This is a genomic window from Paraburkholderia phymatum (genome assembly GCF_040965635.1).
Lineage (GTDB): Bacteria > Pseudomonadota > Gammaproteobacteria > Burkholderiales > Burkholderiaceae > Paraburkholderia > Paraburkholderia phymatum_B.
Window position 1 is genome coordinate 96,895 of sequence record NZ_JBFRCH010000019.1, and the last position, 23,405, is coordinate 120,299.

Below are 23,405 nucleotides of genomic sequence, written 5' to 3' on the forward strand. Positions count from 1 at the left end.
AAATTGGCTAAGGTTAATTCCGTGTTCTAGCAACATGTCCTGGAATAGCCCGGGAAGGTGGAGTCGGCACGACGGGCCGCGGGTTCAGCACCGGGCGATTTTGCTGAACCGGGGCGCGCTCGGAGCGCGCGGCAAGCAGAAGTGACACGACGAGGGAGAGGATCAGAACATTCGATGGCGTGACTAGCCGGTGTTCGGTGGCCGCCATCACGAGCAGGCATACCGACGAAATTTCGACGAACCGGAATCCCGCGAAGTTCCGTCCCGCATCCCTCAATGCACTATAGGCGGCGCCATCCTGGCTCCACTTGATGAGCTTCCAGTAGAAGGCCAGCAGGAGGAACAGTCCGACCACGCCAAGCTCCGCGAGGAAGTTCAGATACGAGTTGTGCGCGTGCGAATCGCTGTGCTCGACCACGATATCCGAAGGCACGCCCAGCAGGCCGAAGTACGACACGACATTGCGGACCTGATCGTCGAATGAGCCGAATCCCATGCCCACGATCGGGCTCTGACGGAAGTACGTCAGCGCGCGCGGCCACAGCCATTCGTAGCGGATGTCGAGATTCGCGACCTTCGCATCCGAATTCTGGATGCTGAATGTGTAGCCCATGTAATCGACGTTAGGCCTGATGTGATACATCGCCATGCCGACCGACGCGATGACGAGGCAGCTCATCAACGTCGCGAGCATCCAGCGCTTGCGTCCGAAATACAGGTACGGCAAGACCGCCATCGCGCCGAGCAGCGAACCCCGGCTGTAAGTCGAGAACAGCATCAGGAAGTTGAGGAAGAGCATCGACAGGAGCAGCTTGCTGCGTTCCTGAAGGTAGCAGGCGATGCCGAGGCAGAACAGCATCGCGAGAAAGCCGCCCGCCGCATTACGCGCAATGAAGAAACTGCCGAAGCTGTCGTCGGGATGTTTGAAGATACTCAATAGTCCGTTATGCGCGAGGTAAACCAGATACGGCGGAATATTGGCGGCCACCGCGCAGATGAAGAACGAACGGAGGATCTTGTTCAGATCGAAACGGTGCGAGTACACGCAACCGGCAAAAAACGGCGCATAGGAGATGAAAAAGTTACCGTCGCGTCGATAGAACTCGAACTCGGTCAGCGAGTGCGCATTGTAGAGCAGGGTCGAGATCAGCGCGAACAGGGTAAGTGCCGTCAGCGGTGCGAAGAACGACGGATAACTGCGCCCGAAGAAGCGCCACGCGCAAAGAATGATCGGGACAAAGCCCACTGCGCTAATCGGTACCAGGTTAGTGACCGTCAGGAATAGCGCAAGTAACGATATGTAAGCCATGTCGACTCTCGCGATTAAAAATGCACTGTCATTGATGACTACGCGGCTGTCATCAATGGACTTGTAAGAGGATGAAACTGCGATGCGGCGAGTGATCGCATGACGATCGGCTTGCCGCAGAAGAATTGCGTACAGGCTTGACGTGCAGTATTGATGCCAGCGTTGAGAGCACGTCCGCTGTGGCAGGATTTGCGCAGATATGTGAGCCGGAACAGGCTGTCATGCTCGCTTCACGGAGAAGACAATAGCGCCGCGCCCGTTGCAAAGTACCACGAATGGAGATCGATTTCCACGCCGGACACAATCAGTAAAAGATAACTTGGGGAGCGGGTGGCCGATATTCGAAAGCTTCAGCGGGCGGGGCCATAAGTTCAACCGTTCGCGCCAGACGTGCGGCTGAGCAGCACAACCTGTCTATCATCGATACAGGTCGAATTGAATGTCGTGGCCTTGGGTCGCTATCAAAACGTCCGCGGGATGCTGTTTTCGTTATCGATCGAGAACATCTTCCATTCACTTTGCAGGATCGTGAGAGCAGGGCGCGGTGACGAACGATTGTCCGTCGATCGTTCGCACAACTCTGCTTGATGCGATCTTCGCCCATCAAGCTGTGGCGTCGGTGCCTGAATCAGGCACACGCCCACGATGTGTAGTTAAAGCGACGCTAGTCTGGTCCCGCGACGTTCTTTCGTGCGAACGATGAGAACGAACTTCAATGCCAGGGAGATTGAAGTGAACAAACAATTGATGAATGTAGAACAACGCGCCGTTGCAACAGCTGTCGCCGAACCCGCTGCGGATTGCCGGCGGCTGGTGCAGGTCATTCTCGCGGGCGGGTCGGGTACGCGTCTGTGGCCCGTGTCCCGCGAGCAGTATCCGAAGCAGCTGATCGGTGTCGTCGGCGATCAGTCGCTGCTGCAAGCGACGATGAAGCGAATGGATGGCTTCGCGAAAGCATGGGACGTGGCGGCCGAGCCTGTCATCGTATGCGGCGCAGAGCATTCGTTCGCGACTCGCGAGCAGGCTCAGCAATGCGAAGTCAAGCCGCGCATCGTCGTTGAGCCTGCGCGTCGCGACACGGCGCCTGCGTTGACGCTCGCTGCGTTGGCAGCAAGCACCGACGGCGATGATCCCATCCTCGTGGCGATGCCCGCAGACCATGCGATCGCCGACGTAGCGGCATTGCAGGCCGCGATCGAGCAGGCTGCGCAGCTCGCGCAGGCAGAGGGCGTGATTGCGACGCTCGGCGTGCCGCCGACGCGCGCCGATACCGGCTTCGGCTATATCCGCCTTGGTGCGCCACTCAAGGACGGTGCGCATCGGATCGACCGCTTTGTCGAAAAGCCCGCGGCCGAGCTCGCCGCTGAATACGTTGCATCGGGCAGCTACTGGTGGAACAGCGGCATGTTCGTGGTGCGCGCTTCCGTATGGCTCGACGCGCTCAAGCGCTTTCAGCCCGAGATGCACGCAGCGTGTGTCGAGGCTCACGCGAACGCGAAGCGCGAGGACGTGTACATCACGCCCGGCGCGGATGAGTTCGAGCGTTGCCCGTCTGATTCGATCGACTATGCGGTGATGGAGCAGCTCGGCAAAGAGGGTTCGCCCTTCACGGGTGTCGTGGTGCCGCTCGAAGCAGGCTGGTCCGATCTCGGTTCGTGGGACGCCGTGTGGGAAGCCATGGACAAGGACGAGTTCGGCAACGTCGCAAACGGCCGCGTAATGATGGAAGGCGCGACGGCCACGTATGCGCGTTCCGAAGGCGGCCGGCTGGTGGCGTGCGTCGGCACCAACGGTCTTGTCGTCGTCGAAACGGACGATGCCGTCCTCGTGGCGGATCGCTCCCATGTGCAGAACATCAAAGGGCTTGTATCGCGTATTCGGCAGACGAAATCGCCGGAAGCGGAAAACCATAGAAAAGTACGCCGTCCCTGGGGCTTTTACGATTCGATCGATAACGGGGATCGCTTTCAGGTCAAGCGGATCGTCGTGAGTCCGGGCGCGCGTCTGTCGTTGCAAATGCACCATCACCGGGCAGAACACTGGATCGTCGTCAGCGGAACCGCACTGGTCACGCGCGGCGAAGAACAGTTCTTGCTCACTGAAAACCAGTCAACCTTCATTCCCCTCGGCGTGCGGCATCGTCTGGAGAATCCCGGGCATGTACCTCTTCAGATCATCGAGGTCCAGTCGGGCGCCTATCTCGGCGAAGACGACATCGTCAGGTTCGACGACCAGTACGGCCGTTGCAGCTAATCGACGGATGTTGCCATGGGTGATGGATAGAAGGGGGGAAGTGATGCGTGCAATGACAGGTCTACTGGCGAGGGTGTTCGACGTCGCCTTGATCGTGACGGGTGCGCTCGTGGCATCGCGAATCCGGTTCGACGATGTCTCGCAGCGTGGGTTCTATCTTGCGTTTGTCGCGTTTGCAGCGGCATTTTCGCTGGCCATTTTTCCGGCGCTCGGTGTCTATGAGTCGTGGCGGGGGCGCTCGAAGCGCGTGCTCGTGGGTCAGGTGGCGTTGGGCTGGCTGATCGTGCAGGCGTGCGCGTTGGCGCTGATGTTCTCGCTCCACCGCATCGACTTCGTGTCGCGTCTGTGGTTTGCGTACTGGACGGGTATTTCCGGCGGCTCGATGATCGTCAGCCGTCTCGTGATGCACAGGCTGCTCGGCCGCGCCCGCAATGCCGGTCTGGATTTGCAGCCGGTTGCGGTGGCCGCGTGCGGAGAGCACTGCAACGAGATCATTCATCGGATGGAGAGCGAGACTACGTCGGGCTTCCGGCCGCGGGCGATCTACAATCTGCGTCCCGAGGCGGAAACGGTGCCGCACGTGCCCGCATTCGACGATCACAAGACATTTGCCAGCTACGTGCGCGAGCAGCAGATCAGCGAAGTGTGGCTCGCGTTGCCGCTCGCCGAAGAGCGAACGATCATGAAACTCGTGAACGAGTTTCGCAATGACCTGATCAACATCCGCTTCATGCCGGACGTGCGCACGCTCGCATTGTTCGAAGGCGGCGTGATGAGCCTGGTCGGTCTGCCGACGATCAATCTCGCAGCGTCGCCGTTGCCCCCGAACGCAATGGTGAAGAAGGACATCTTCGATCGGCTGTTTGCGTTCTGCGCACTCGTGGCGATCTCCCCGATTCTGCTTGGCTGTGCAATTGCGGTGAAGCTGAGTTCGCCGGGGCCCGTGTTCTTCAAGCAGCGTCGCAAGGGCGCGGATGGCCGGGTCTTTACGATCTACAAGTTCCGCACGATGCGTCTGCACAAGCAGAAGGCGGGCGTGCTCGAACAGGCCAAACGCGGCGACCCGCGCATCACTGCCGTCGGCGGCTTCCTGCGTCGCACGAGCCTCGACGAATTGCCGCAGTTCATCAACGTGCTGCGTGGCGAGATGTCGGTCGTCGGCCCCCGTCCGCACGCAATCGAACATGACGACCTCTACCAGAACGTCGTGTCGGGCTATATCCATCGCTACCGGATCAAACCCGGCATCACGGGCTGGGCACAGGTGAATGGATATCGCGGTGAAACCGACCGCCTCGAGAAGATGGAAGGACGTGTCGAACACGATCTCTACTATCTGCGCAACTGGTCTTTCGGACTCGACCTGCGCATCATCCTCGCGACGATTTTCAAGGGCATTGTTCATCCCAACGCGTACTGAGCATAAGGCCAAAAATAATGAACGTTCGACAGGGAGCCGATAGCGGACTTGCCTGGTTAAAGCGCGAAACCAGTACCATCGCGAGCGACCTCGAGAGCGCCGTGAGAAAGTCGCTGAAAACCATTGGGCGCCACAAGTTCCACTGGGAGCACGCGCTGCAGGCGAAGGGAATTCTGCGGGTGCTCGAAAAGACGTATGGCAAGGCGGACCCGATGAACATCAGGCTCGCCGATACGTATGCACGCGACGTGTTCGGCGATGCCGTCTACGCCCCGTGGCTTCGCGCCTATACGGCATTCAACCGCAAGTTCAAGGAAGGCTGGATTCCCGACAACTTCTACGGAACCGTCGTCGTCCCGAGCATGAAAGGATGGCACGGAAAGATCTCGAACCTGAAGACGGTCTCGCGGCTGATCTTCGGGAGCGAAAGCTTTCCCGACGTCGCGTACTTTGCGAATGGCCTGTTCTTTTCGGCTCACAAGGTGGCGATTCCACAGGCGCATGTCGCGGGATTCGTATTTCAGAACGCGGACCGGATCGTCTACAAGCTGGACGGGTCCGCGCGCGGCTCGGGCATCTACATCTTCGACCGGAAGACATTCGATCCTGAATTGATCAGGTCGTATGGCAATGGCGTAATTCAGACGTACATCGAGCAGCATCGGGTGTTCAGCGAATTCACATCGAATTCGGTTGCGACATTGCGCTTTACGACAGTGGTCGATGACGCGGGCGACATTTCCGTTCGTTCGTGTTTCCTGCGCCTCGGCAGAGCGGAGCATACGCACGTCACGGCGGAAGACGAGGTGTGCGTTCCCGTCGATCTGCTCAAGGGCGAATTGCGTCGCGAAGGCTATCTCGACAACTGGCTGGCCGTCGACGCGCATCCCGACTCCGGTCGCTCTTTCGAGGGCGTCAAGATTCCGGCCTTCTGGAAATGCGTCGCGACGGTGCTCGAACTGCACGGCAAGATTCCTTTCGCGCGATGCGTCGGCTGGGACCTGATCGTCGACGTCGATGAAAACGTCAAGGTGATGGAGTGGAACGCCGAGCATAACGACGTCAAGTTCAGCGAGGCTACCCAAGGTCCGTGTTTTTCGGATCTGAAATGGGAACGCCTCAAGGCTTCGTTCGCGTAGGTGCCCCGATGCTTCAAGCAATCAGACTTGAAAAATCCGCGCTCGCCGCGCAATACGGCGAGCAAATAAGCGAGCAACCAGGCGAGCAGAAAAGCGGGCAGCGAGTCGGCATTAAGAAGGAGCGTGACTCGAGCGAACAGCTTTGGTGTGTGCACATCGAAGGGATCAACGATTACGTTGCGGCCATGTCGCATGAGGCAGCCGAGCGGGAGGCATCGGCGATCAACGCATATATCGGGCACGCGGACGACAAGGCGCCCGCGTCGATCGTGAGAGCCACCGCGATCGAATGGCCTTTTACCGCGGCCGGCCATGCACGGTCGCTTGAAGTCGACTGGGACGATTTGCAGCACATGCCGCACAGGCTCGCGAACGCCGATAGCTCGGATGAGGGGCGGCTGCCTTCGATATGGCGGCGGCTCGAGGCGTTCGTGCGCGGAGCGTGAAGCAAAAAGGCATGCGGACACGTGGAGACACGATGACGCACGAATACGGTTTCTTCCGCTGAGCTTGCATGACTCAGCGTACGAGCCGACGAGATTGTTCATTGACTAAAGCGGAGTCCGACATGTGGAATGGCATCGGTGCAAGGGTGGTGGTCGTTAGCGCTTTTCTTGCGCTAGCGGGTTGCGGCGGAGGTGGCGGAGGCGGATCGAATTCCGCGTCTTCCGGCAGCACGAGTTCGCCGCAACTCGCCGCGGCGACGAAGGTCGACGACGGCACAACGATCGGTGATACGAACTGGCCTGCGGGCTCGACAGCAACGGGTGGAACGGGACAACCGGTGAGCGGCCTGAACTGCGGCCCACGCGGCAATGCGTACACGTACTCGCACCTGTCGATCTATGTGAACGGCAGGCTGCTGGCATTGCCTGAAAACATCGGTACCGTCGAGCCTACGATGGCCGTGCAGACGGGTTGCGCGTATCCGCTGCACACCGACGATCAGACGGGCAAGATCCGCATGGACTCCAGTTCCGGCGCGTCCTATACGCTCGGCCAGTTCTTCGCGATCTGGGGGCAGCCGCTTTCGACGTCGAATGTCGCCGGATTGACGGGGCCTGTCACGGTCTATGTGAACGATGGCGGCACGCTCACGAAATACACGGGCGATCTCGCGAGCCTCCCGTTGCCCGCGCATGGTGAAGTGACGATCATGGTCGGCACGCCGCTCACGCAAATTCCCACTTACACGTGGAACGATCCGCCGCCGTTCAATCAACAGCAGCCGATCGCCCTCACCTTTGGCGGCACGATCGGCGCCCCTAACTGGGCGAGTGGCAGCACGCCGACGGGCGGCACGGGTGCGCCTGTCGATGGAATCGTCTGCGGGGTGGGCATGAGCGAGGCCTATCACGTGCACGCGCATGTGGCGATCGTCAGAGACGGTCAAGGGCTTGCGCTGCCTGCGCAAATCGGCATTCCGTCATCGTGCAACTACGAGATGCATACGCATGATTCGACGGGGATCATCCACATCGAGGCGCCCGGTGTGAAGGCCTTTACGCTCGGCCAGTTCTTCGACATCTGGGGCGAACCGCTGACGACCACCAACGTGGCGGGCGTGATGGGCAACGTGATCGTGTACATCAACGACAACGGCGACGTTCGGCGCTATCAAGGCGATCCGCGCAATATCGAGCTGATCTCGCACCGCGACATCACGTTGCAGATCGGCCAGCCCATAAGCACGCTGCCGACCTATACGTGGACGGACGAGCCGCAATAAGTAGCGGCAAGAAGGGGCGGCGCCGTCAGGCCGCCGCTCCGGCGCGCGTGCGTGTCTCGTCGTCTTTCGGTACGGACTGCAGCACGGCTTGCACGACGCGCTCCGCGCCTGGCCAGTTCTTCGCGTGTTCTCCGGGCACATACTGCTGCGGAGACACGCTCATATAAGGCGGCGGATAACCCCATATCGCGTCGTGCACTTCAGGTCTTGTCACGCTTCCGCCGATCACTGCAACGGTCGGACGGCGGAACGCGGCCGCGACGTGCATCAACATCGAAGAGTTCGTCAGTACGACGTCGGCCTTTTCGGTCAACGCGAACACGATGCGCATCGATACTTCGCCTGCCAGCGAGCGAACGGGCACACCCGGTCCCGCTGCGGCGATCGCCTCGGCGGCGCGCGCCCGATCTGCTTCGCTTCCGACTATCAAGATGTCGCAAGCGCTGCCGGTCTGTTCGAGTGCGTGCGAGATTTGCGCGAGCGCGGTGCCGACCTGTTGCGCGGGCCATGCCTTGGTCTGCACGCCGGCTCCGACGCCGACGACCACGCGCACGGTCCTGCGGCCGGGGACGTCACCGGCGCTCCAGATGTGCGCGGCCTGTGTGCGCTCGTCGCCCGTCAGGAAGAGTTGCGGGCGCACTTCGGGCAGCACCGTTGCGCCGAGCAGTTCGCCTTGTGCGAGCGCGGCGCGTCCGCACTGGCGTCTCGCATATTCGACATAGGCCTGGCACGCGCTCCATCCGCCGCGATAACCGCGCACGCCGATGCGATATCGCGCGCCCACGCGCATCATCAGCAACGCACCCATATAGCTGCCGAGCACATCGATCGCCACATCGAAGCCGCGTCGCGCGCGCAGCGCGGCGACCTGCGGCGACTTCCACAGAAAGCGCACGACGTTACGATGCGAGCGGTCATCGACGAGCTTGTTGTTCCAGGGCGCGTCGAGTTCGACGATCTCGTCGATGAACGGATTGTTCTCGAGAATCGGCCGCCCCCAGCTGCCGATACCGGCGATCAGGCGCGTCGTCGGGAAGCGCTCGCGCAGCGCTTCGAAGAGCGGCGTGGTGGTCAGCAGTTCGCCGAAATCGTTCGGACGCAGCACGAGAATTTCACGCGGCAGGTCACGCCGCGGGTCAAAACGTGGCGGGCAGAACCGGCCGATCAGCCAGACGGGCGTTTCGATCAGCAGACTTTTCCAACCCATCGCTTCTCCATGCTGGCGCGTGGTTGTCGCCGTCGGTGCGCGTTGTCAGTGCGCGTGTGCGGCTGGCTGCGTGCGCGTCGCGTCGATGCGCGCGCGGGACCGGCCGGATATGGCTCTGATTGTGCATGGGCGAGACCGCATGGAACCGCCGAGGTCGCTCTCTTTTCCGCCATCGTGTGTGGGTTGGAGCACAGGCGGTCGCGTCGATTGCCGGTGTTTCCAACCTTTCACATTAGCGCGATTTGTATTGCGGGAATATTTCAACGTCGATAAATGCGACGCATTAGATTGAATAAATCCCGCTGTAATCAACCGAAATATAAAGCCCGTAGAGTTTTAATGTTTTCTTCAGGTTGTGCTACTACGATCGCCTTGCCTGTTCATATCGATCGTCGTTTGTTGATCGGCCTCTTCCAACCTCGCGAAGCGTTCATTGGAACGGCGGTCGTCCCCGGCGCTTCCGTTTCGTGTCACTCCGCGCTTCCGCGGTTCTTCACGCGGCTGCGGCCCATCGATTACGGCGTCGGTAGAACGCCTGATTCATAGAACCTTCACATCGGGCACTTCCAATGGCGATTAGCGCGCTGGTTTCGAATGTCGGACTCGTACGCGAATTTCTGGCTTGCCTGTGCGGCGCATCTGCGGCATTCGGCATTCTGTACACCGTCGCGGCTGCCGCGCTGGTCGGCTGGTTCTTCGCGCGAAGCTCGCCTCCGCCCAAAAGTTTTCCGCCCGTCACGGTAATCAAGCCGCTGCGCGGAATGGAAACCGCGCTTCTGTCGAATCTGCGAACCTTCTGCGAACAGGATTACGAGGGGGACGTGCAGTATCTGTTCGGTGTCCACGATCCGAACGATCCCGCGCTCGACGTCGTGAAAGAGCTTCAACACCTGTACCCCGACGCGCATATCACCGTGGTCGCGAACGGCGAATTGCACGGCTGCAACCGGAAGGTCAGCAATCTTCTCAACATGCTTCCTTTAGCCGTCCACGAGCATTACGTGTTTGCGGATAGCGACGTCGCGGTCGGTGGCGATTACCTCAGCAGAGTGATGGGCGAACTTCAGGCGGAAGGCGTCGGCCTCGTCACATGCGCGTACGTGGGCGCGCCCGACCCCGGTTTCTGGCCGAAGCTCTCGGCGAGAGCCGTCGATTACCAGTTTCTTCCCGGCGTGCTGATCGCGCTTGCATTGGGCCTTGCTGAACCGTGCTTTGGCCAGACCATTGCGATGCGCCGCGAAACGCTCGATAAAATCGGCGGGCTGCGCCAGTTTGCGGATCTGCTCGCAGAAGACCATGCGATCGGGATGGCAGTGAGAGCGGCAGGGCAGCGCGTGGTGGTCCCCGGCTTCGTGATCGGCCACGCATGCCCCGAGTCCACGGCTGCGCGGCTTGTCGAGCATGAATTGCGGTGGAGCAGAACCATCCGGCGGATCGATCCGTATGGTCATCTTGGCTCGGCCGTGAGTTACCCGGTACCATTGGCGCTACTCGCACTGCTGTTCGCAAGTGCGCCGCTGTGGACGATGTATCTGCTCGCAGCCGCCTTGTGCGCGAGGCTCGTGCTTCAGTGCCGGATGGATCTTGCGCTGAAGCGCTCCGTTCGTGAACCCTGGCTTCTGCCGTTGTGGGACGTGATGGCATTTGCCATTCTTTTCGCGAGTCTGCTTTCTTCGCGCGTTGTCTGGAGAGGCGTGAGTTTCGACGTAGACGACGATGGTCTGCTCAAAGTCGCGCCCGCCAGTTCTTCCACCGACTGAGCAACGATAGCTTTGCACCCAATTCCAATTCGATGATCAGGCACGTCAGCAGGTTAGCGGCTCTAGCAGGTCTCGTGATTGCGCTTTTCGTCGTGTGGCGCAGTCATCCCGCGGAGGTACTGGGTCTCTTGCGCGAGGCGGGCGCGGGGCTGCTCGTCGCCGGGCTTGCACACGTCCTGCCGATGCTGGCGAACGCGCGCGACTGGCAAACGCTGATACGCGGCGCCAATCGGCCCAGTCTTCTTTCGATGCTGAAGCTCGTGTGGGTCCGCGAGTCGGTGAATTGCATGTTGCCCGTTGCTCGCGTCGGCGGTGAACTGGTCTCGTTCCAGCTGTTGCGGCGCTGGGGCGTGCGCGCGTCGACGGCGGCGGCGAGTCTCGTCGTCGACATGCAATTGACGATCATCAGCCAGTTCGTCTTCACGATGGCAGGGATCGGATTTCTCGCGGCTCGCGGCGATTCGGCAACGGGACACGTGGTCGGCGGCCTCGCCTGGAGCACGGCGCTGCTCGTACCCGTTCCAATCCTGTTCGCGCTCGTGCAGCATGCGAATCCGTTCGCGATGGTGTCGCGAGGACTCGACCGGATGACGAGCGGCAAGCTCACCACGCTGGTCGGCCACTCTGTGAAAGCCGACCAGTCGATCAAGGTGATCTGGCGCCGTCGCGCTGTCGTCCTTCGCTATCTGTTCTTCTGGCAACCGCTGCAATGTCTCGCGACGGCGCTCGAAATCTGGCTCGCGCTGTATTTTCTCGGCGCAAATGTGAGCTTTCTCGCGGCGCTGGTCATCGAAGTGCTGATCCAGGCCGTGAGCAGCGCGGCCTTCGTCGTGCCGGGCGCGCTGGGGATTCAGGAAGGCGCTTTCGTGCTGATCGGCGGATGGCTCGGCATCGAGCCGGCGACCAGTCTTGCGCTGGCTGGCGCGCGGCGTATCCGGGATCTGTTGATCTTCATTCCCGGCCTTTTTGCGTGGCAGTTTTCTCTGCGCAACGCGCGGTGACGGCGGCGCCGGCTTCGTGGTCATTGGCCGTTTCTGCGACGCCTGCACGGCATAACGTCTGATGCCGTGCGCCGGCCGATCCCCTCCAGGAAATGCCCTCCGAATACCTATGGGCGTGGTTCTTTCATAGCGTATCGCGCAGAACGTAGTAATGTATCGCGGGAGCCAGTTTTCGCCCGGCCCCTTTGATTCTCGAGGCGCTTATGTCCATGGACGCAGACACCACTATCGACGAACAGGTTGCTGCAATCGCAGACCGCATGACCCAGGAAGGCCGTGAAATTTCCCCAGTGACGATCTGGTCGGAAGTTCGCAGCGGATCGATCGTTGCCGTTGCAGTCGCCTTGCAGCGCTGGCGCGACGCGCGACAGCCCCAGACGCCGCCCGCTCAGGTCCAGGCCGAAGTGCCCGACGACCTCGCCGAGGCCCTGATGAACATCGCGCACCGGCTCTGGACGGCCTCTCACGACGCCACGTCGAGGGTGTTCGGCGACCGTCTGGGCGCGGTGGACAATCAGCTTGCCGTCGCGCTGAAGGAGCGCGACGAGGCGCTGGCCGAATATCAGAAGACGGAAAAGGAAGTCGAAACGGGCCGCGACCGGCTCGACGGACTGACCAGCGAACTACAGGCGCTGGACGACGCGGCGACGCGCGCCCGCACGGAGCTTGCCGCGGCGACCGCACGGGCCGGGACGGCCGAGGCGAAAGCGGAGGAGTCGGCGCAGCACGCATCGGCGGAGCAGGCCAGGCGGGAGGCGTCAGAGGCGTCGCTGGTCGAGCAGCACAAGGCGAACGAGTGGCTCGCCGCGACGGTTTCGGGCAAGAACAACGAAATAGCGCGACTCACGCAGGAGCGCGACGACGCCCGGCGCGACATCGCGACGTTGAACGACGCATGTCAGGCGAAGGCCGCCGAAGTGGAGCGATGGACGCAGGAGGCGGGCGCCGCCGCGTCGCGCGCCGATGCCGCCGCCGCGCAGGTGAGCGAGAGCCTCGCGCGCGTCGCCGCGCTGGAGACTGAACTGGAGGCGCACCGCAGCCGCTTGCAGGCTTCGGAGGAGACCGCTACGCGGGTTCAGGCCGAACTGGCCACCGCGACCGCCCGCGCCGAAACCGCCGAGGCGAAGGTCGAAGAACTCGCGCAACGGGCGTCGACGGCGCAAACGAAGCTCGAAGCGACGCAGGCATCGCTCGACGAGCAGCGCAACGCGAATGAAGGGCTGGCTGCGACGGTGTCGAGTCAGAACGACGAGCTCGCGCGGCTCGCACAGGAGCGCGACGAGGCGCGGCGCGAAGTGTCGACGTTGAACGACACGTGCCAGGCGTTGACGGAAGAAGTGGCGCGATGGTCACAGGAAGCGGGCGCGGCGACATCGCGTGCCGAAGCCGCCGAGGCGCAGGCGAGCGAGCGCCAGGCGCGGCTCGCGGCGCTGGAGCCCGAATTCGACCAAACCCGCGGCGCACTCGCAGCCGAGCGCCAGACGAGCGCGGCAAGGGCGGAAGAAGTGGCGGCGCGGCTCGAAGAACTTCAGCGCGTCACGCGGGAACTCGAAGAAGCCAAGGCGCAGATCGTTGCGATGGGCGAGGCCAGGACTGCCGCGGACGCCGAACGGGAGCGCATTTCGCACGAAGCATCCACTGCTAAGGAACGCGCCGACGCAGCCGAACAACGCGCGGCGCAGTTGCAGCAAACCCTCGCAGCGGAGCAGCAGGCAAGCGCTGCGAGGGCAGAAGAAGCGGCGGCGCGACTCGAAGAACTTCAGCGCGTCACGCGGAACCTGGAAGAAGAGGCCAAAGCGCGGATCGCCGCGATGACCGAGGCCAAGACTGCCGCGGACACCGAGCGCGAGCGCCTCTCGCAGGAAGCATCCGCCGCGAAGGAACGCGCCGACGCAGCCGAACAACGCGCCGCGCAGTTGGAGCAGAACCTCACGGCAGAACAGCAGGCAAGCGCTGCACGGGCAGAAGAAGCGGGTAAAGAACTTCAGAGCGTCACGCGGAAACTCGAAGAAGAGGCCAAAGCGCAGATCACCGCGATGACCGAGGCCAGGATGGCCGCAGACGCCGAGCGCGAGCGCCTCTCGCAGGAAGCATCCGTTGCGAAGGCACGCGCCGACGCAGCCGAACAGCGCGCCGCGCAGTTGGAGCAAACCCTCGCAGCAGAGCAGCAGGCAAGCACCGCGAGGGCAGAAGAAGCGGCGGCGCGGCTCGAAGAGCTTCAAAGCGTCACGCGGAAACTCGAAGAAGAGGCCGAAGCGCAGATCGCCGCGATGACCGGGGCCAGGACCGCCGCGGACACCGAACGCGAGCGCCTCTCGCAGGAAGCATCCGCAGCGAAGGAACGCGCCGATGCGGCCGAGCAGCATGCGGCGCAACTGGAGCAGCGTCTTGCCGAACAAGAGCGCGAAGCTACAGCGGCAAGGGACGCGCAACGCGAGCACCAGGCCGGCATCGAGGCCGAAGCAGCCACGACATCGGACGAAATCGCCGCATTGCGACGCGACATCGAGGCTCAGTCGAAAGCCCATACAAAGGCCTATAACGAGTTGCGCGCCAATGCCGAGCAGTGGGTCACGTACGCGAAGGAAATCAAACAGCGGCTCGAGCAGGCGAACGAGAAGATCCTGTTCATTGACGCGCGCAGCACGGGCGAAGCGGCGCTGTTGCGACGACTGTCGTTCGAGCTTGAGCGGTTCAAGCCCGATCACGAACTGGTCTTCCGCGAAGCGCAAAAGAAGCTGATCGGCTCGACGATGGCGCAGCAGCTGGCCCAGAAAGGCTATCGGTACGACCCGGCCACGGCCGTCATGTCGAAGGCGGAGGGCTGACGCCCATTGCTCCGGCGGACGCTGCCCCGTGCCCGGCCAGATGATCGACAAGCACGCGCGCGGGCAGCGGCAGCGTATCGAAGTTGCGCGCGACGATCAGCATCGGGCGCAGCGACCAGGGCCGTGGGCATGCCGGGCTGACTGCGCTGTGGAATCGGCGCGCGCATACGCTCACGAGGCGGCGCCGTCAGGTGTCAGGGTGCCCCGCGATGAAGCTGGTGAACGCCTCATACGGCTGACTCAATATGGCGCCGTCGATCATCAGGCCGAAGGTCGCGTCTCCGCTATCGAGTTCGTAATACATCACCGACTGGATGTTTTCCGTCTTTCTGGCCATGAAGCAGTTGGCAAACTGAGTGCTGATATAGGCCGCCCGATATGCCGGTGTCTTTTCGGGCCCCGTGTTCCACTCGGTGAGCAGGAACGGCACACCGTAGCGCGACTTGCAGTATGCCGGCAGATTGAAGCCCGGACCTGATCCATCGGAGCCGATATTGAAGATGTTGCCGTTGACCTCGAAGTTGTGCCATGTGGTCATGTCCCATCGTACCGTCGGATAGCCGCCTGTTCCGTCCGGCTGCTTGCCGTCCCACAAAGCGTCCGATGCGCCGATGTCGGCCACGCAGAAATTGATGCCGCAACTCGCGCCCGGTTGCACCGATTTCACGCCCTGGATCATTCCCCGCATGACACCGCGCATGATCGGCCAGTTGGTGTTGTTGAAATCCACGGCCTTCGTGCCGGCATTGGTGGGATCGAGAATGATGTCGCCTGCCCGTGTCAACTCGTTGCCGCATTCGTACATCGTCACACCATGCGGGGCAAGCGCGGTAGCGACCGTTGCCGCACAGGACTGCCCACGGTCGTATGCGATCGATTCGCTCGCGAACATTCTGCGGTTGCTATCGTAAATGCTGAGATCGATGAGCACGAACAAGGTCAGTCCCGCCGACTGGAATGCCTGTGCGAGTTTCGTCACGGCGTTCAGTTGCGTCGGGTCGTCTGTGCAGCCGAGCCGATATATCGAGCAGCCTATGCTCTTCATGATCGATACGATCTGGGCAGGCGTGTAACGATAGTCATAGTGTCCGTTGATACCGTAAAACGTGCCCGCAGTCGCGGCATTGACGACGCGCGGATCGTTGGCGACAGCGCCTGGGCCGGAACCGCCGCCCCCGCATCCGCTAAGAACATAGCTGCCGCCGAGTGCCGTCAGGCAGCCGAGAATCTGGCGTCTTTTGATCATGTAAGTTTTCCGCTTCCCGAGTGCCGGAAACCATCCGTCAAGGTGCTAGAGAGCAACGACACGAGCCGCCCTTGCCGGCACATCGCATTTACCAGTAATTAGTGCCATTGCCGCATCTGTCGGTCATTTTTTCGGCAAGAATATGACGAAATAAAAGAAGCGCTATAGGGAAATCGAAATAGGAAAGCCGGTGGAAAATCTGCTTGAACGCATCTGACAGGTAATCGTGACCGAAGACCGTCAACGCAATGGGCTGAGGCAGATAAAAATGCGCGCTCCGACCTCGCCAGCGCATCGTTTGCCTAAGTCGCGTGATGGATGGCGCGGGCAGGGTTCTCGCCAATCGGTTGCCTGCCCCAATTGGTATTGGACCAAGGTCCAATATCCGCTGGCGCACGCCCGGCTTATTCTTGACTTCGCGCATGTTTGTTCGGAGATTCGCATGACGACGTCAAGGAATCTGCTGATAGCCATGGTCCGCGCGGCGGTCGGTTGGCCGTACGTTTCGACCATGACCCGATTTCGGGCGATGTTGCAGGCAGACTGTTCCACTCAGGACCCACGCCACACAGTTCGAATGCCGGGTAGCCGGAACACGAGCCGCGCACGGCGCAGCCGGCCATGAAGCGGGTGCCCGACTGGGACATCCTCCAGACTCGCGAAACGATCAGGCAGGCTGCCTATGAACTCGCTCGCGGCGGAGTTTGCGACGGATGGCAGGACGTATGGCGAGCGCTCCGCGCGCGCTTTACCGTCGATCAACTGACGACAATCTTCGAGAACCCTCTTTGCCGGCTCGATGTCGACCGGCGTTGCTATTACGCGCGCAATCCCGGGAAGCACGACAGCGAGCCAACAGCCCGTTCGCCTGTGATCAGGCGAGACAAGTGTGAAAAGAACAGTACATTGATCCCCCCGGCTGTGGATCGTCAGCCCCAAAGGACGGGACGGCTGGCTGCGCAAATCAGGGCGCTGCTGGCGGATGGCAGCGAGCGCACCGCCATGCAGATTGCGCAGCAACTGGGCACGAGTCGCAACGAGGTGCTCGTCGCCGTACGCGCGATGTTGGTCGATGGGGCGCTGCAGGTAACGCGACACGTTTCCGCGAATCATCGCGGCCGGGGGGCACGCGTGTTTGCGTGCGCCGGTACGGCCGCGAGGAAAAAACATGATGAGCGCGGGTTGTACGCGCCATGGCCGCAGGCGGACCCGGTGGTGACGACAGCCATCGATGCCATTGCGCGCCACAGGTGACGATGCTTCCTGACGCCCGCTAACTAGGGACCAGAAAGAAGGGACCAAAAAAGCAAGGGAGGGCCGGCCTTCTGATGAGCATCGTCTACATGGTCGTCTGGCTGGTCGTCGGGCCGCTTTGGTGGAAGCTGCTTGGGCACGTCCAGGCGGGCCCGCGCCGCGATTTGCCCGTGTTGTCGCGGCTCGCTGCCAGTGCTCAGTACTTGATATCGCGGGCAACCTGACGGCCATGCTGCTTGGTCTGCCGCTTGTCCTGCCGACATTGCGCATTGTTCTTCTGATCGGCGGCGCGGCATTCCTGCTTCGTATGGCGGGCCCCCTGACGGGTTTCCTGCCGAACGTCCCGGCCGGCACGACGTTGTTGCGCCTGCTCTGTAGCAGAGGAATGACCAGAAGACATCGCAAGGACTATCGCAGCGATCGCAACGGTGAACTCACGATTCCAGGTGAACATGATGTGCCCTCCAATATCCCGATGATTTACAGCGATAGAAGAGACCGGCTGGAGTATGGCTCCGATAGTCCACGAGTCAAGTAGAAACGGCAGTGTTGCAGCACTCGCTTGCTGTGCCTGAAAGAATACCAGTGAAGTTGCTGGCGCGCGGCTCACCATCGCCGCCCCGACCATCATTGCGATGATGTCGAGCACCAGAACGCGTTCTACATTCGGGTCGGCAACGCATGGCGACGAGTCGCAATGACGTTCGACGCGACCGCGAATTGCTGATGCCATCGAGGAGAAGGTGTACTACCAGCGCCTGATGGACGACGCTGCCAACAGCCCCATCGTCACCCAGCGGGGAACACGCAACCAGATCACGTGCGGTGTCGGGATCGCATACGCCTTCCGCTGATCCGACTTTCGCGCAAGCGTGGAGGCTGAATGCTGAATCAGTTTGCCGAGACCTTTCTTCTCGTCGTCGCGGGTCTCTTTCCCGTCATCAATCCGCCGGCTGCGGGATTCATCGTCCTTAGCCTGGTCCCGCAAGCGACGCCGGCTGAGCGGGCCTTTCTTGCCAAAAGCATCTCGATCAACAGTCTGGTCATCCTGTTTCTGTCTCTCTCGATCGGCGCGTACGTGCTGTCCTTCTTCGGCATATCGCTGCCGGCGTTGCGGGTGGCCGGCGGAATGGTGATTGCGTTTGCCGGTTGGAATCTGCTGCACGCGCCTTCGAACGCGGATCGCGAGCCGGAACAGAAGACGGCGTCCGATGCGACTCGCGAGGCCTCGCTGCGCGCCAGGGCCTTTTATCCGCTGACGCTTCCCATCACCGTGGGCCCAGGATCGATCGCCGTCGCAATTGCACTCGGCACAGGCAGGCCGCGCGGAGGCGTCGCGTTGATTCACCTCGCCGGTGTGCTTGTGGCCCTGGCCGTTCTGTGGTGCAGCATCTACTTGTGCATTCGGTTCACAGCGAACATCGAGAAATTGCTTGGGCCAGTCGGCACCGAAGTCGCCGAGCGGCTCTTCGCGTTCGTACTCTTTTGCATCGGAATTCAGATTTTGTGGCTGGGCATTGATGATCTGCTCGAATCCGTACCGCTGTGGGTGTGGGTGCGTCTCAAATGACACAGGGTTCGATCGTTGTCGTCGAAACGAGGACGCGTTAGGTCTTCAGACGAAGTCAGGCAAAGTTCGATCCGCTCGCCCCCGTAATGGTGAATGCGGTGAATGTGTTTTTGTCGATGAAATAGTTCTGTTGGTGAGTCGTGCACTAATCTCTGCTATATGCGCTTCACGCGTCGCGGCGCTTCTTTGCAATGCAAAGCGGCGGCTGTCTGCGAAAGGGCAGTCGATGAACCTTCACCCTAAGTTTTGTGGTACGGGCCGAACGGACTGGACATTGCAACAGCGTTGAATTTTCGGGGCCGTTAAATAACATAAGTAAGCGTGAGCAAATTTCCGCGCTTGAGTTCGATCGGTGTCGCGACGGTCGCTTAGCGTCGCGAGAAGAAGGCGGCAGTGCGGCGAAGATTCAACCCGCATGCGCCGCAGGAAATGTGATGAATTCGTGATCCCGTGCGCTATCGAGTGGATTGCCTTGTCTGTTCCAGGCGGGATCGATGTCATTGCCAGCTTTGCGATGTTTGCATTCGTGTTTGTAACGCCCGGACGTTGTTTCCCGTTTCGCCAAGGTTCCGCCAGCAGGCTCAGATTCGCGGGTGCCGGCCAGCCGGACGGCCCGATTGATTTTTCCCGTTCCTGAAGCAACAGGGACGAAACTGATTCGTTAAACGGCGGCTTGCGCGGCAAGGCCTTTGAGCGCGTGCCGTGTAGGCGGCACGTCGGGACGGCTTTGTCCGTTTTGACGAACTTCTGCCAGCGGGTCGCGCACACGATAGCGTCCTGTGGTGGGCAGGCCTTGGGTTTGCCAGGGCAGCGACAACTGTTTGCGGCAGCCTGTGAGGAGACACCTGATGATGCTCACGCCGATTACCCAACGGACGTTATCGAGAGATTTGCTCGATGTCCTGATTCGCGCCGGACTGGTCGCTGTTCTGGCCGTCTTCTGTTTCCGGATCTTCGTCCCGTTCCTCAACCTGATGGTTTGGGCCCTGATCCTCGCGATCACGCTGTATCCGCTTCAGGTAAAACTTCGCGGTCCTCTTGCCGGCAAGGACGGCCTGATTGCCACGCTGATCGTTCTCGTCGCGCTTGCGGTCATTCTGGTGCCGACCTATCTGCTGGGCGTCGCGGTGGCCAATTCGATCGAGCGCTCGATCGCCATTATCAGGAGCGGCAATCTCCAGATTCCGCCGCCTGCCGAATCCGTCGCAGCCTGGCCGATAGTGGGCCGGCGAGTGTACGACTTCTGGGCGCAGGCCTCGACCGACATAGCCGGTCTTGCACAAAGATTTGCGCCGCAACTCAAGGAAGCCGGCCTCGCGCTACTGGGCACGGTCACGGGTCTTGGCGCGGGGCTGCTCGTCTTCTTCTTCGCGCTGATCGTCGCGGGCATTTTCATGGCTCACGGCGAGAAAGGCTATGACAGCGCAGTGCTGATCGCGTCGCGCATCTCGGGGCCCGAGAACGGCCGGCAGATCGCCGATCTGTGCACGGCCACCATCCGGGCCGTGGCCCAGGGCGTGGTCGGGATCGCGTTTATCCAGATGCTGCTGATCGGCATTGCGTTCATCGTGATGGGCATCCCGGGCGCGGGTCTGCTCGCGCTCGCCGTGCTGCTGATCGGCATCATGCAGCTACCCGCGACATTGATCACGATTCCCGTCATTGTCTTCGTGATCGTTACGGAAGGTGTGAGTACGGCGACGATCATCTTCTCCGTCTATGTGTTCGTCGCGGGTCTCGCCGACAACGTGCTCAAACCATTGCTGCTGGGGCGTGGCGTCGCGGTGCCGATGCCCGTCGTGCTGATCGGCGCGCTCGGCGGCATGGTGACGGGCGGGGTGATCGGGCTGTTCATCGGTCCCGTGATGCTCGCAGTGGCCTACCAGCTGTTCTGGCGTTGGGTGAAAGAGCAGCCGGAACGCGAGCCGTGGCAAAAACAGAAGCAGCCTTGAAGGACGCTGCGGAGACGGCGCCATGTGGCCTTCGATTCGCCGATACGGGACGGTACTGCCGCTCCGGCGAGACTGCTTCATCGTGTGCCTTGCGGGGTTTCTGACGGGCTGCATGCGCGTGGGCCCCGACTTTCAACGGCAACATGAGGCATGGAGCGAACACTGGAGCAGCGCGTCGATAGAACAGGTCACGCAGCAGGCGGCGCAACCCGACGTGCGGCAGTGGTGGCAGGTATTCGGTGACGCGAACCTCGAGCAGCTGATCGCCGAAGCCGATGCCGGCAATGGCGATCTGAAGATCGCCGGCCTGCGCGTGCTGGAAGCGCGCGCCCAGCTCGGCATCGCGCTCGCGGGGCGCTACCCCCAGGTGCAACAGGCGAGCGCCGCTGTTCTTGCCTCGGCGCGCAAGCGCTCGGATGGATTCAATACCCGCTCGGGCGTCTATTTGCAGTACGGTGCGGACTTCACCATCGGATGGGAGCTCGATTTCTGGGGGCGTTTCGCCCGCGCCATCGAGTCGGCCGACGCCGCGTTCTTCGCCGCGCAGGCCAACCGCGATGCGGCGCTGGTCCTGTTGCACGCGCAGGTCGCCGATACGTATTTCACGCTTCGCACGGCCGAGGCGCGTCTGCGTATCGCGCGCGAAAACGCCCAGTTGCAAAAGCGCAGCTACGAGATCACACAGAAGCTCTTCAAGGCCGGCGAGACGGATGAACTGGATCTTCAGCAGGCGAGGACGCAGTATCTGGGTACGCTGAGCAGCATCCCCGATCTTGAAAGCCAGATCGTGCTCGCGCGTCACGCGCTGTCCGTGCTGATGGGGCGGCCACCGGGCCCGCTCCCCGAGCTGGATGTGCAATCCGGAAAAGAAGGCGTGGTTCCGCTCGTGGATCGCGCCGTACTACAAGGCGTGCCCGCCGATCTGCTATTGCGCCGCCCGGACGTGCGCGCCGCCGAGTATCAGATGGCCGCGCAGTCGGCACTCATCGGCGTCGCCAAGGCCGATCTCTATCCGTCCGTTTCGCTGCTGGGCTCGCTGGTCTGGAGCGCGAGTTCGCTGACCGGCTCGCCGAACACGCTGGCCTTTGCCGCCGGCCCGAGCGTGACATGGAACGTGTTCGATCATGGAAGGATCACGAACAACGTGCGCGTGCAGGATGCGCGGTTGCAGCAGTTGACCGTCGCCTACCAGAACACCGTGCGCGAGGCGGCGCGCGAGGCCGACGATGCCGCCACCGCGCTGATCGCTGCATTACAGCGGGACTCGATCCTGAACGACGCACAAGCGGCCGCGCGGCGCTCGCTCACGCTCGCCAACACCGTCTACCGCGAAGGGTATTCGGACTTCCAGCGCGTGCTCGATGCGCAGCGCGCGCTCTTCGCACAGCAGGACGCGTACATCGTCAACCGCAGCAATGCGGTGGGCAGTCTGGTCGCGCTATACAAGGCACTCGGCGGCGGCTGGACCACCCGGCAGCCGCTCGTCGATGCCGCGACGCGCCAGCAGATGCAGCAACGCACCGACTGGGGCGGCATGCTGAACGAAACGAATGCGCCAGCGGCCAACGCGCCATCCGAAGGTACGTCGCCATGAGCGAAACGACCGAAACCTCCCGATCGACGACGGCGCCGTCGCCGGGCCCGCCGCCAGCGCCCCCCGCCGATCCGTCGCGCAGGGCGGTGAAGTGGATCGTTGCGCTGATCGCGGTGAGCCTCATCTGGTATCTGCTTGCCGACCGCTTCACGCCCTACACGCAGCAGGCGCGCGTGCAGGCCTTCGTCGTCCCTGTCGCCGCGGAAGTGTCGGGACGGGTGACGCGCGTGTTCGTGCACGACAATCAGGAGGTCAACGCGGGCGACGTGCTCTTCGAAATCGATGGCGAGCAGTACCGCATTGCAGCCGATCGCGCGCGGGCCGACCTCGAAACCACTCGCCGCCAGGTCGGGGCAAGCACGGCAGGCATCGATTCGGCGCTTGCATCGCTTCGCGCGGCGATCGCGAACGAAGTCAAGGCGCGGCAGGACAGCGAGCGGCTCGAACGGCTGTATCGCGAGGATGAGGGTACGGTCTCGCTACGGCGCCTGGAAGTGGCGCGAGCGACGCATGAGCAGGCACAGAGCCAGGTTGCGGCGGCGCGCGCCGAAGTCGAGCGCGCACGCGAGCAGCAGGGTGGCGAGGAGGCGGGCAACGCGCAGTTGCGCAGCGCGGCCGCCGCGCTCGAGAAAAGCGAACTCGATCTGGCCAATACGCGCATCAAGGCGCGCACGGGCGGCGTCATCACCGATCTCAGTACCGAGGTCGGCCAGTTCGCGGCGGCAGGCAAGCCGGTGATGACGCTGATCGCGATTCGAGACGTGTGGGTCAGCGCGGATATGACCGAGAACAACCTGGGTCATCTGAAGCCGGGCACACCCGTCGCGATAGCGCTGGACGCACTGCCGGGCGAAGTCTTCGAAGGCCGCGTCCGCAGTATCGGCTATGGCGTGAGCGTGGGCCAGGATACGCCGCCCGGCAGCCTGCCCTCCGTGCAGAACAGCCGTGACTGGTTGCGTCCCGCGCAACGCTTCCCCGTGATCGTCGAGTTCGATCGCGACGAGCGCGCGCGTCTGAACAACATTCGTGTTGGCGGACAGGCCGAGGTCATGGCGTTTCCCAGTCAGGGCAATCCGCTCAATCCGCTGGGCCGCGTGTTTCTGCGTGTGATGAGCTGGGTCTCCTACCTCTACTGACGACGGC

At 62.0% G+C, this 23,405-nt stretch carries 19 protein-coding genes; 14 read left to right on the plus strand and 5 right to left on the minus strand.

Translation table 11 applies throughout. The features are described 5' to 3' along the window. Window positions 1–13: 13 nt before the first annotated feature. A complete protein-coding gene (locus AB4Y32_RS26650) occupies window positions 14–1,309 on the minus strand; it encodes an O-antigen ligase family protein (RefSeq protein ID WP_368724228.1) in 1,296 nt (431 codons plus the stop codon). Window positions 1,310–2,056: 747 nt separating this feature from the next. On the opposite strand from AB4Y32_RS26650, the gene AB4Y32_RS26655 reads away from it, so the two are divergent. The 5 genes from AB4Y32_RS26655 (at window position 2,057) to AB4Y32_RS26675 (ending at window position 7,850) form a co-directional block, all read left to right on the plus strand. Next, the gene (locus AB4Y32_RS26655; RefSeq protein WP_368724229.1) at window positions 2,057–3,562 is read left to right on the plus strand and encodes a mannose-1-phosphate guanylyltransferase/mannose-6-phosphate isomerase; all 1,506 of its coding nucleotides are present in this window, start codon (window positions 2,057–2,059) and stop codon (window positions 3,560–3,562) included. 43 nt (window positions 3,563–3,605) lie between these two features. After that, the gene (locus tag AB4Y32_RS26660; protein WP_368724230.1) at window positions 3,606–4,982 is read left to right on the plus strand and encodes an undecaprenyl-phosphate glucose phosphotransferase; all 1,377 of its coding nucleotides are present in this window, start codon (window positions 3,606–3,608) and stop codon (window positions 4,980–4,982) included. Window positions 4,983–5,095: 113 nt separating this feature from the next. Next, complete coding sequence (locus AB4Y32_RS26665) at window positions 5,096–6,121, plus strand: sugar-transfer associated ATP-grasp domain-containing protein (RefSeq protein WP_368724268.1); 1,026 nt, start codon at window positions 5,096–5,098, stop codon at window positions 6,119–6,121. 8 nt (window positions 6,122–6,129) lie between these two features. Beyond that, the gene (locus AB4Y32_RS26670; protein ID WP_368724231.1) at window positions 6,130–6,567 is read left to right on the plus strand and encodes a hypothetical protein; all 438 of its coding nucleotides are present in this window, start codon (window positions 6,130–6,132) and stop codon (window positions 6,565–6,567) included. A 122-nt stretch (window positions 6,568–6,689) separates the two neighbouring features. Further along, window positions 6,690–7,850 carry a hypothetical protein gene (locus AB4Y32_RS26675; protein ID WP_368724232.1) on the plus strand — a complete coding sequence of 387 codons (1,161 nt, stop codon included), beginning with the start codon at window positions 6,690–6,692 and terminating at the stop codon, window positions 7,848–7,850. 25 nt (window positions 7,851–7,875) lie between these two features. On the opposite strand, the gene AB4Y32_RS26680 is transcribed toward AB4Y32_RS26675, so the two are convergent. Next, the gene (locus tag AB4Y32_RS26680; RefSeq protein WP_368724233.1) at window positions 7,876–9,057 is read right to left on the minus strand and encodes a glycosyltransferase family 9 protein; all 1,182 of its coding nucleotides are present in this window, start codon (window positions 9,055–9,057) and stop codon (window positions 7,876–7,878) included. A 569-nt stretch (window positions 9,058–9,626) separates the two neighbouring features. Between AB4Y32_RS26680 and hpnI the strand changes: the two genes are divergently transcribed. From hpnI to AB4Y32_RS26695, 3 genes are all read left to right on the plus strand, one after another. Next, window positions 9,627–10,817 (plus strand): bacteriohopanetetrol glucosamine biosynthesis glycosyltransferase HpnI, encoded by a 1,191-nt coding sequence (hpnI, locus tag AB4Y32_RS26685; RefSeq protein WP_368724234.1) that lies wholly within the window; start codon window positions 9,627–9,629, stop codon window positions 10,815–10,817. A 32-nt stretch (window positions 10,818–10,849) separates the two neighbouring features. Next, on the plus strand, window positions 10,850–11,818 hold the full coding sequence (locus tag AB4Y32_RS26690) for a lysylphosphatidylglycerol synthase domain-containing protein (RefSeq protein WP_368724235.1): 969 nt from the start codon (window positions 10,850–10,852) through the stop codon (window positions 11,816–11,818). A 203-nt stretch (window positions 11,819–12,021) separates the two neighbouring features. Continuing rightward, window positions 12,022–14,646 carry a DNA-binding protein gene (locus AB4Y32_RS26695; RefSeq protein WP_368724236.1) on the plus strand — a complete coding sequence of 875 codons (2,625 nt, stop codon included), beginning with the start codon at window positions 12,022–12,024 and terminating at the stop codon, window positions 14,644–14,646. A gap of 187 nt (window positions 14,647–14,833) precedes the next feature. Here the strand turns inward: AB4Y32_RS26695 and AB4Y32_RS26700 are convergent, their stop codons facing one another. Both AB4Y32_RS26700 and AB4Y32_RS26705 read right to left on the minus strand, forming a co-directional pair. After that, on the minus strand, window positions 14,834–15,892 hold the full coding sequence (locus AB4Y32_RS26700) for a hypothetical protein (protein ID WP_439899846.1): 1,059 nt from the start codon (window positions 15,890–15,892) through the stop codon (window positions 14,834–14,836). Window positions 15,893–15,980: 88 nt separating this feature from the next. Further along, entirely contained in the window at window positions 15,981–16,316 is a 336-nt protein-coding gene (locus AB4Y32_RS26705; protein WP_368724237.1) for a hypothetical protein, read from the minus strand. A 197-nt stretch (window positions 16,317–16,513) separates the two neighbouring features. Here AB4Y32_RS26705 and AB4Y32_RS26710 point away from each other — a divergent pair, with 197 nt between their 5' ends. Beyond that, complete coding sequence (locus AB4Y32_RS26710) at window positions 16,514–17,146, plus strand: hypothetical protein (RefSeq protein ID WP_368724238.1); 633 nt, start codon at window positions 16,514–16,516, stop codon at window positions 17,144–17,146. A gap of 196 nt (window positions 17,147–17,342) precedes the next feature. Here the strand turns inward: AB4Y32_RS26710 and AB4Y32_RS40720 are convergent, their stop codons facing one another. After that, entirely contained in the window at window positions 17,343–17,795 is a 453-nt protein-coding gene (locus tag AB4Y32_RS40720; RefSeq protein ID WP_439899847.1) for a hypothetical protein, read from the minus strand. Between the two features lie 94 nt (window positions 17,796–17,889). On the opposite strand from AB4Y32_RS40720, the gene AB4Y32_RS26720 reads away from it, so the two are divergent. The 5 genes from AB4Y32_RS26720 (at window position 17,890) to AB4Y32_RS26740 (ending at window position 23,398) form a co-directional block, all read left to right on the plus strand. Beyond that, window positions 17,890–18,000: a MipA/OmpV family protein gene (locus tag AB4Y32_RS26720; protein ID WP_368724239.1), complete on the plus strand. Its 111-nt coding sequence runs from the start codon at window positions 17,890–17,892 to the stop codon at window positions 17,998–18,000. Window positions 18,001–18,029: 29 nt separating this feature from the next. Next, window positions 18,030–18,716, plus strand: a complete 687-nt coding sequence (locus tag AB4Y32_RS26725; RefSeq protein ID WP_368724240.1) for a MarC family protein — start codon at window positions 18,030–18,032, stop codon at window positions 18,714–18,716. Window positions 18,717–19,564: 848 nt separating this feature from the next. Continuing rightward, window positions 19,565–20,668 carry an AI-2E family transporter gene (locus AB4Y32_RS26730; protein WP_368724241.1) on the plus strand — a complete coding sequence of 368 codons (1,104 nt, stop codon included), beginning with the start codon at window positions 19,565–19,567 and terminating at the stop codon, window positions 20,666–20,668. A gap of 22 nt (window positions 20,669–20,690) precedes the next feature. After that, window positions 20,691–22,262 carry an efflux transporter outer membrane subunit gene (locus AB4Y32_RS26735; protein ID WP_368724242.1) on the plus strand — a complete coding sequence of 524 codons (1,572 nt, stop codon included), beginning with the start codon at window positions 20,691–20,693 and terminating at the stop codon, window positions 22,260–22,262. Next, the gene (locus tag AB4Y32_RS26740) at window positions 22,259–23,398 is read left to right on the plus strand and encodes an HlyD family secretion protein (protein WP_368724243.1); all 1,140 of its coding nucleotides are present in this window, start codon (window positions 22,259–22,261) and stop codon (window positions 23,396–23,398) included. The genes AB4Y32_RS26735 and AB4Y32_RS26740 overlap by 4 nt, the downstream gene beginning before the upstream one ends. Window positions 23,399–23,405: the final 7 nt, after the last annotated feature.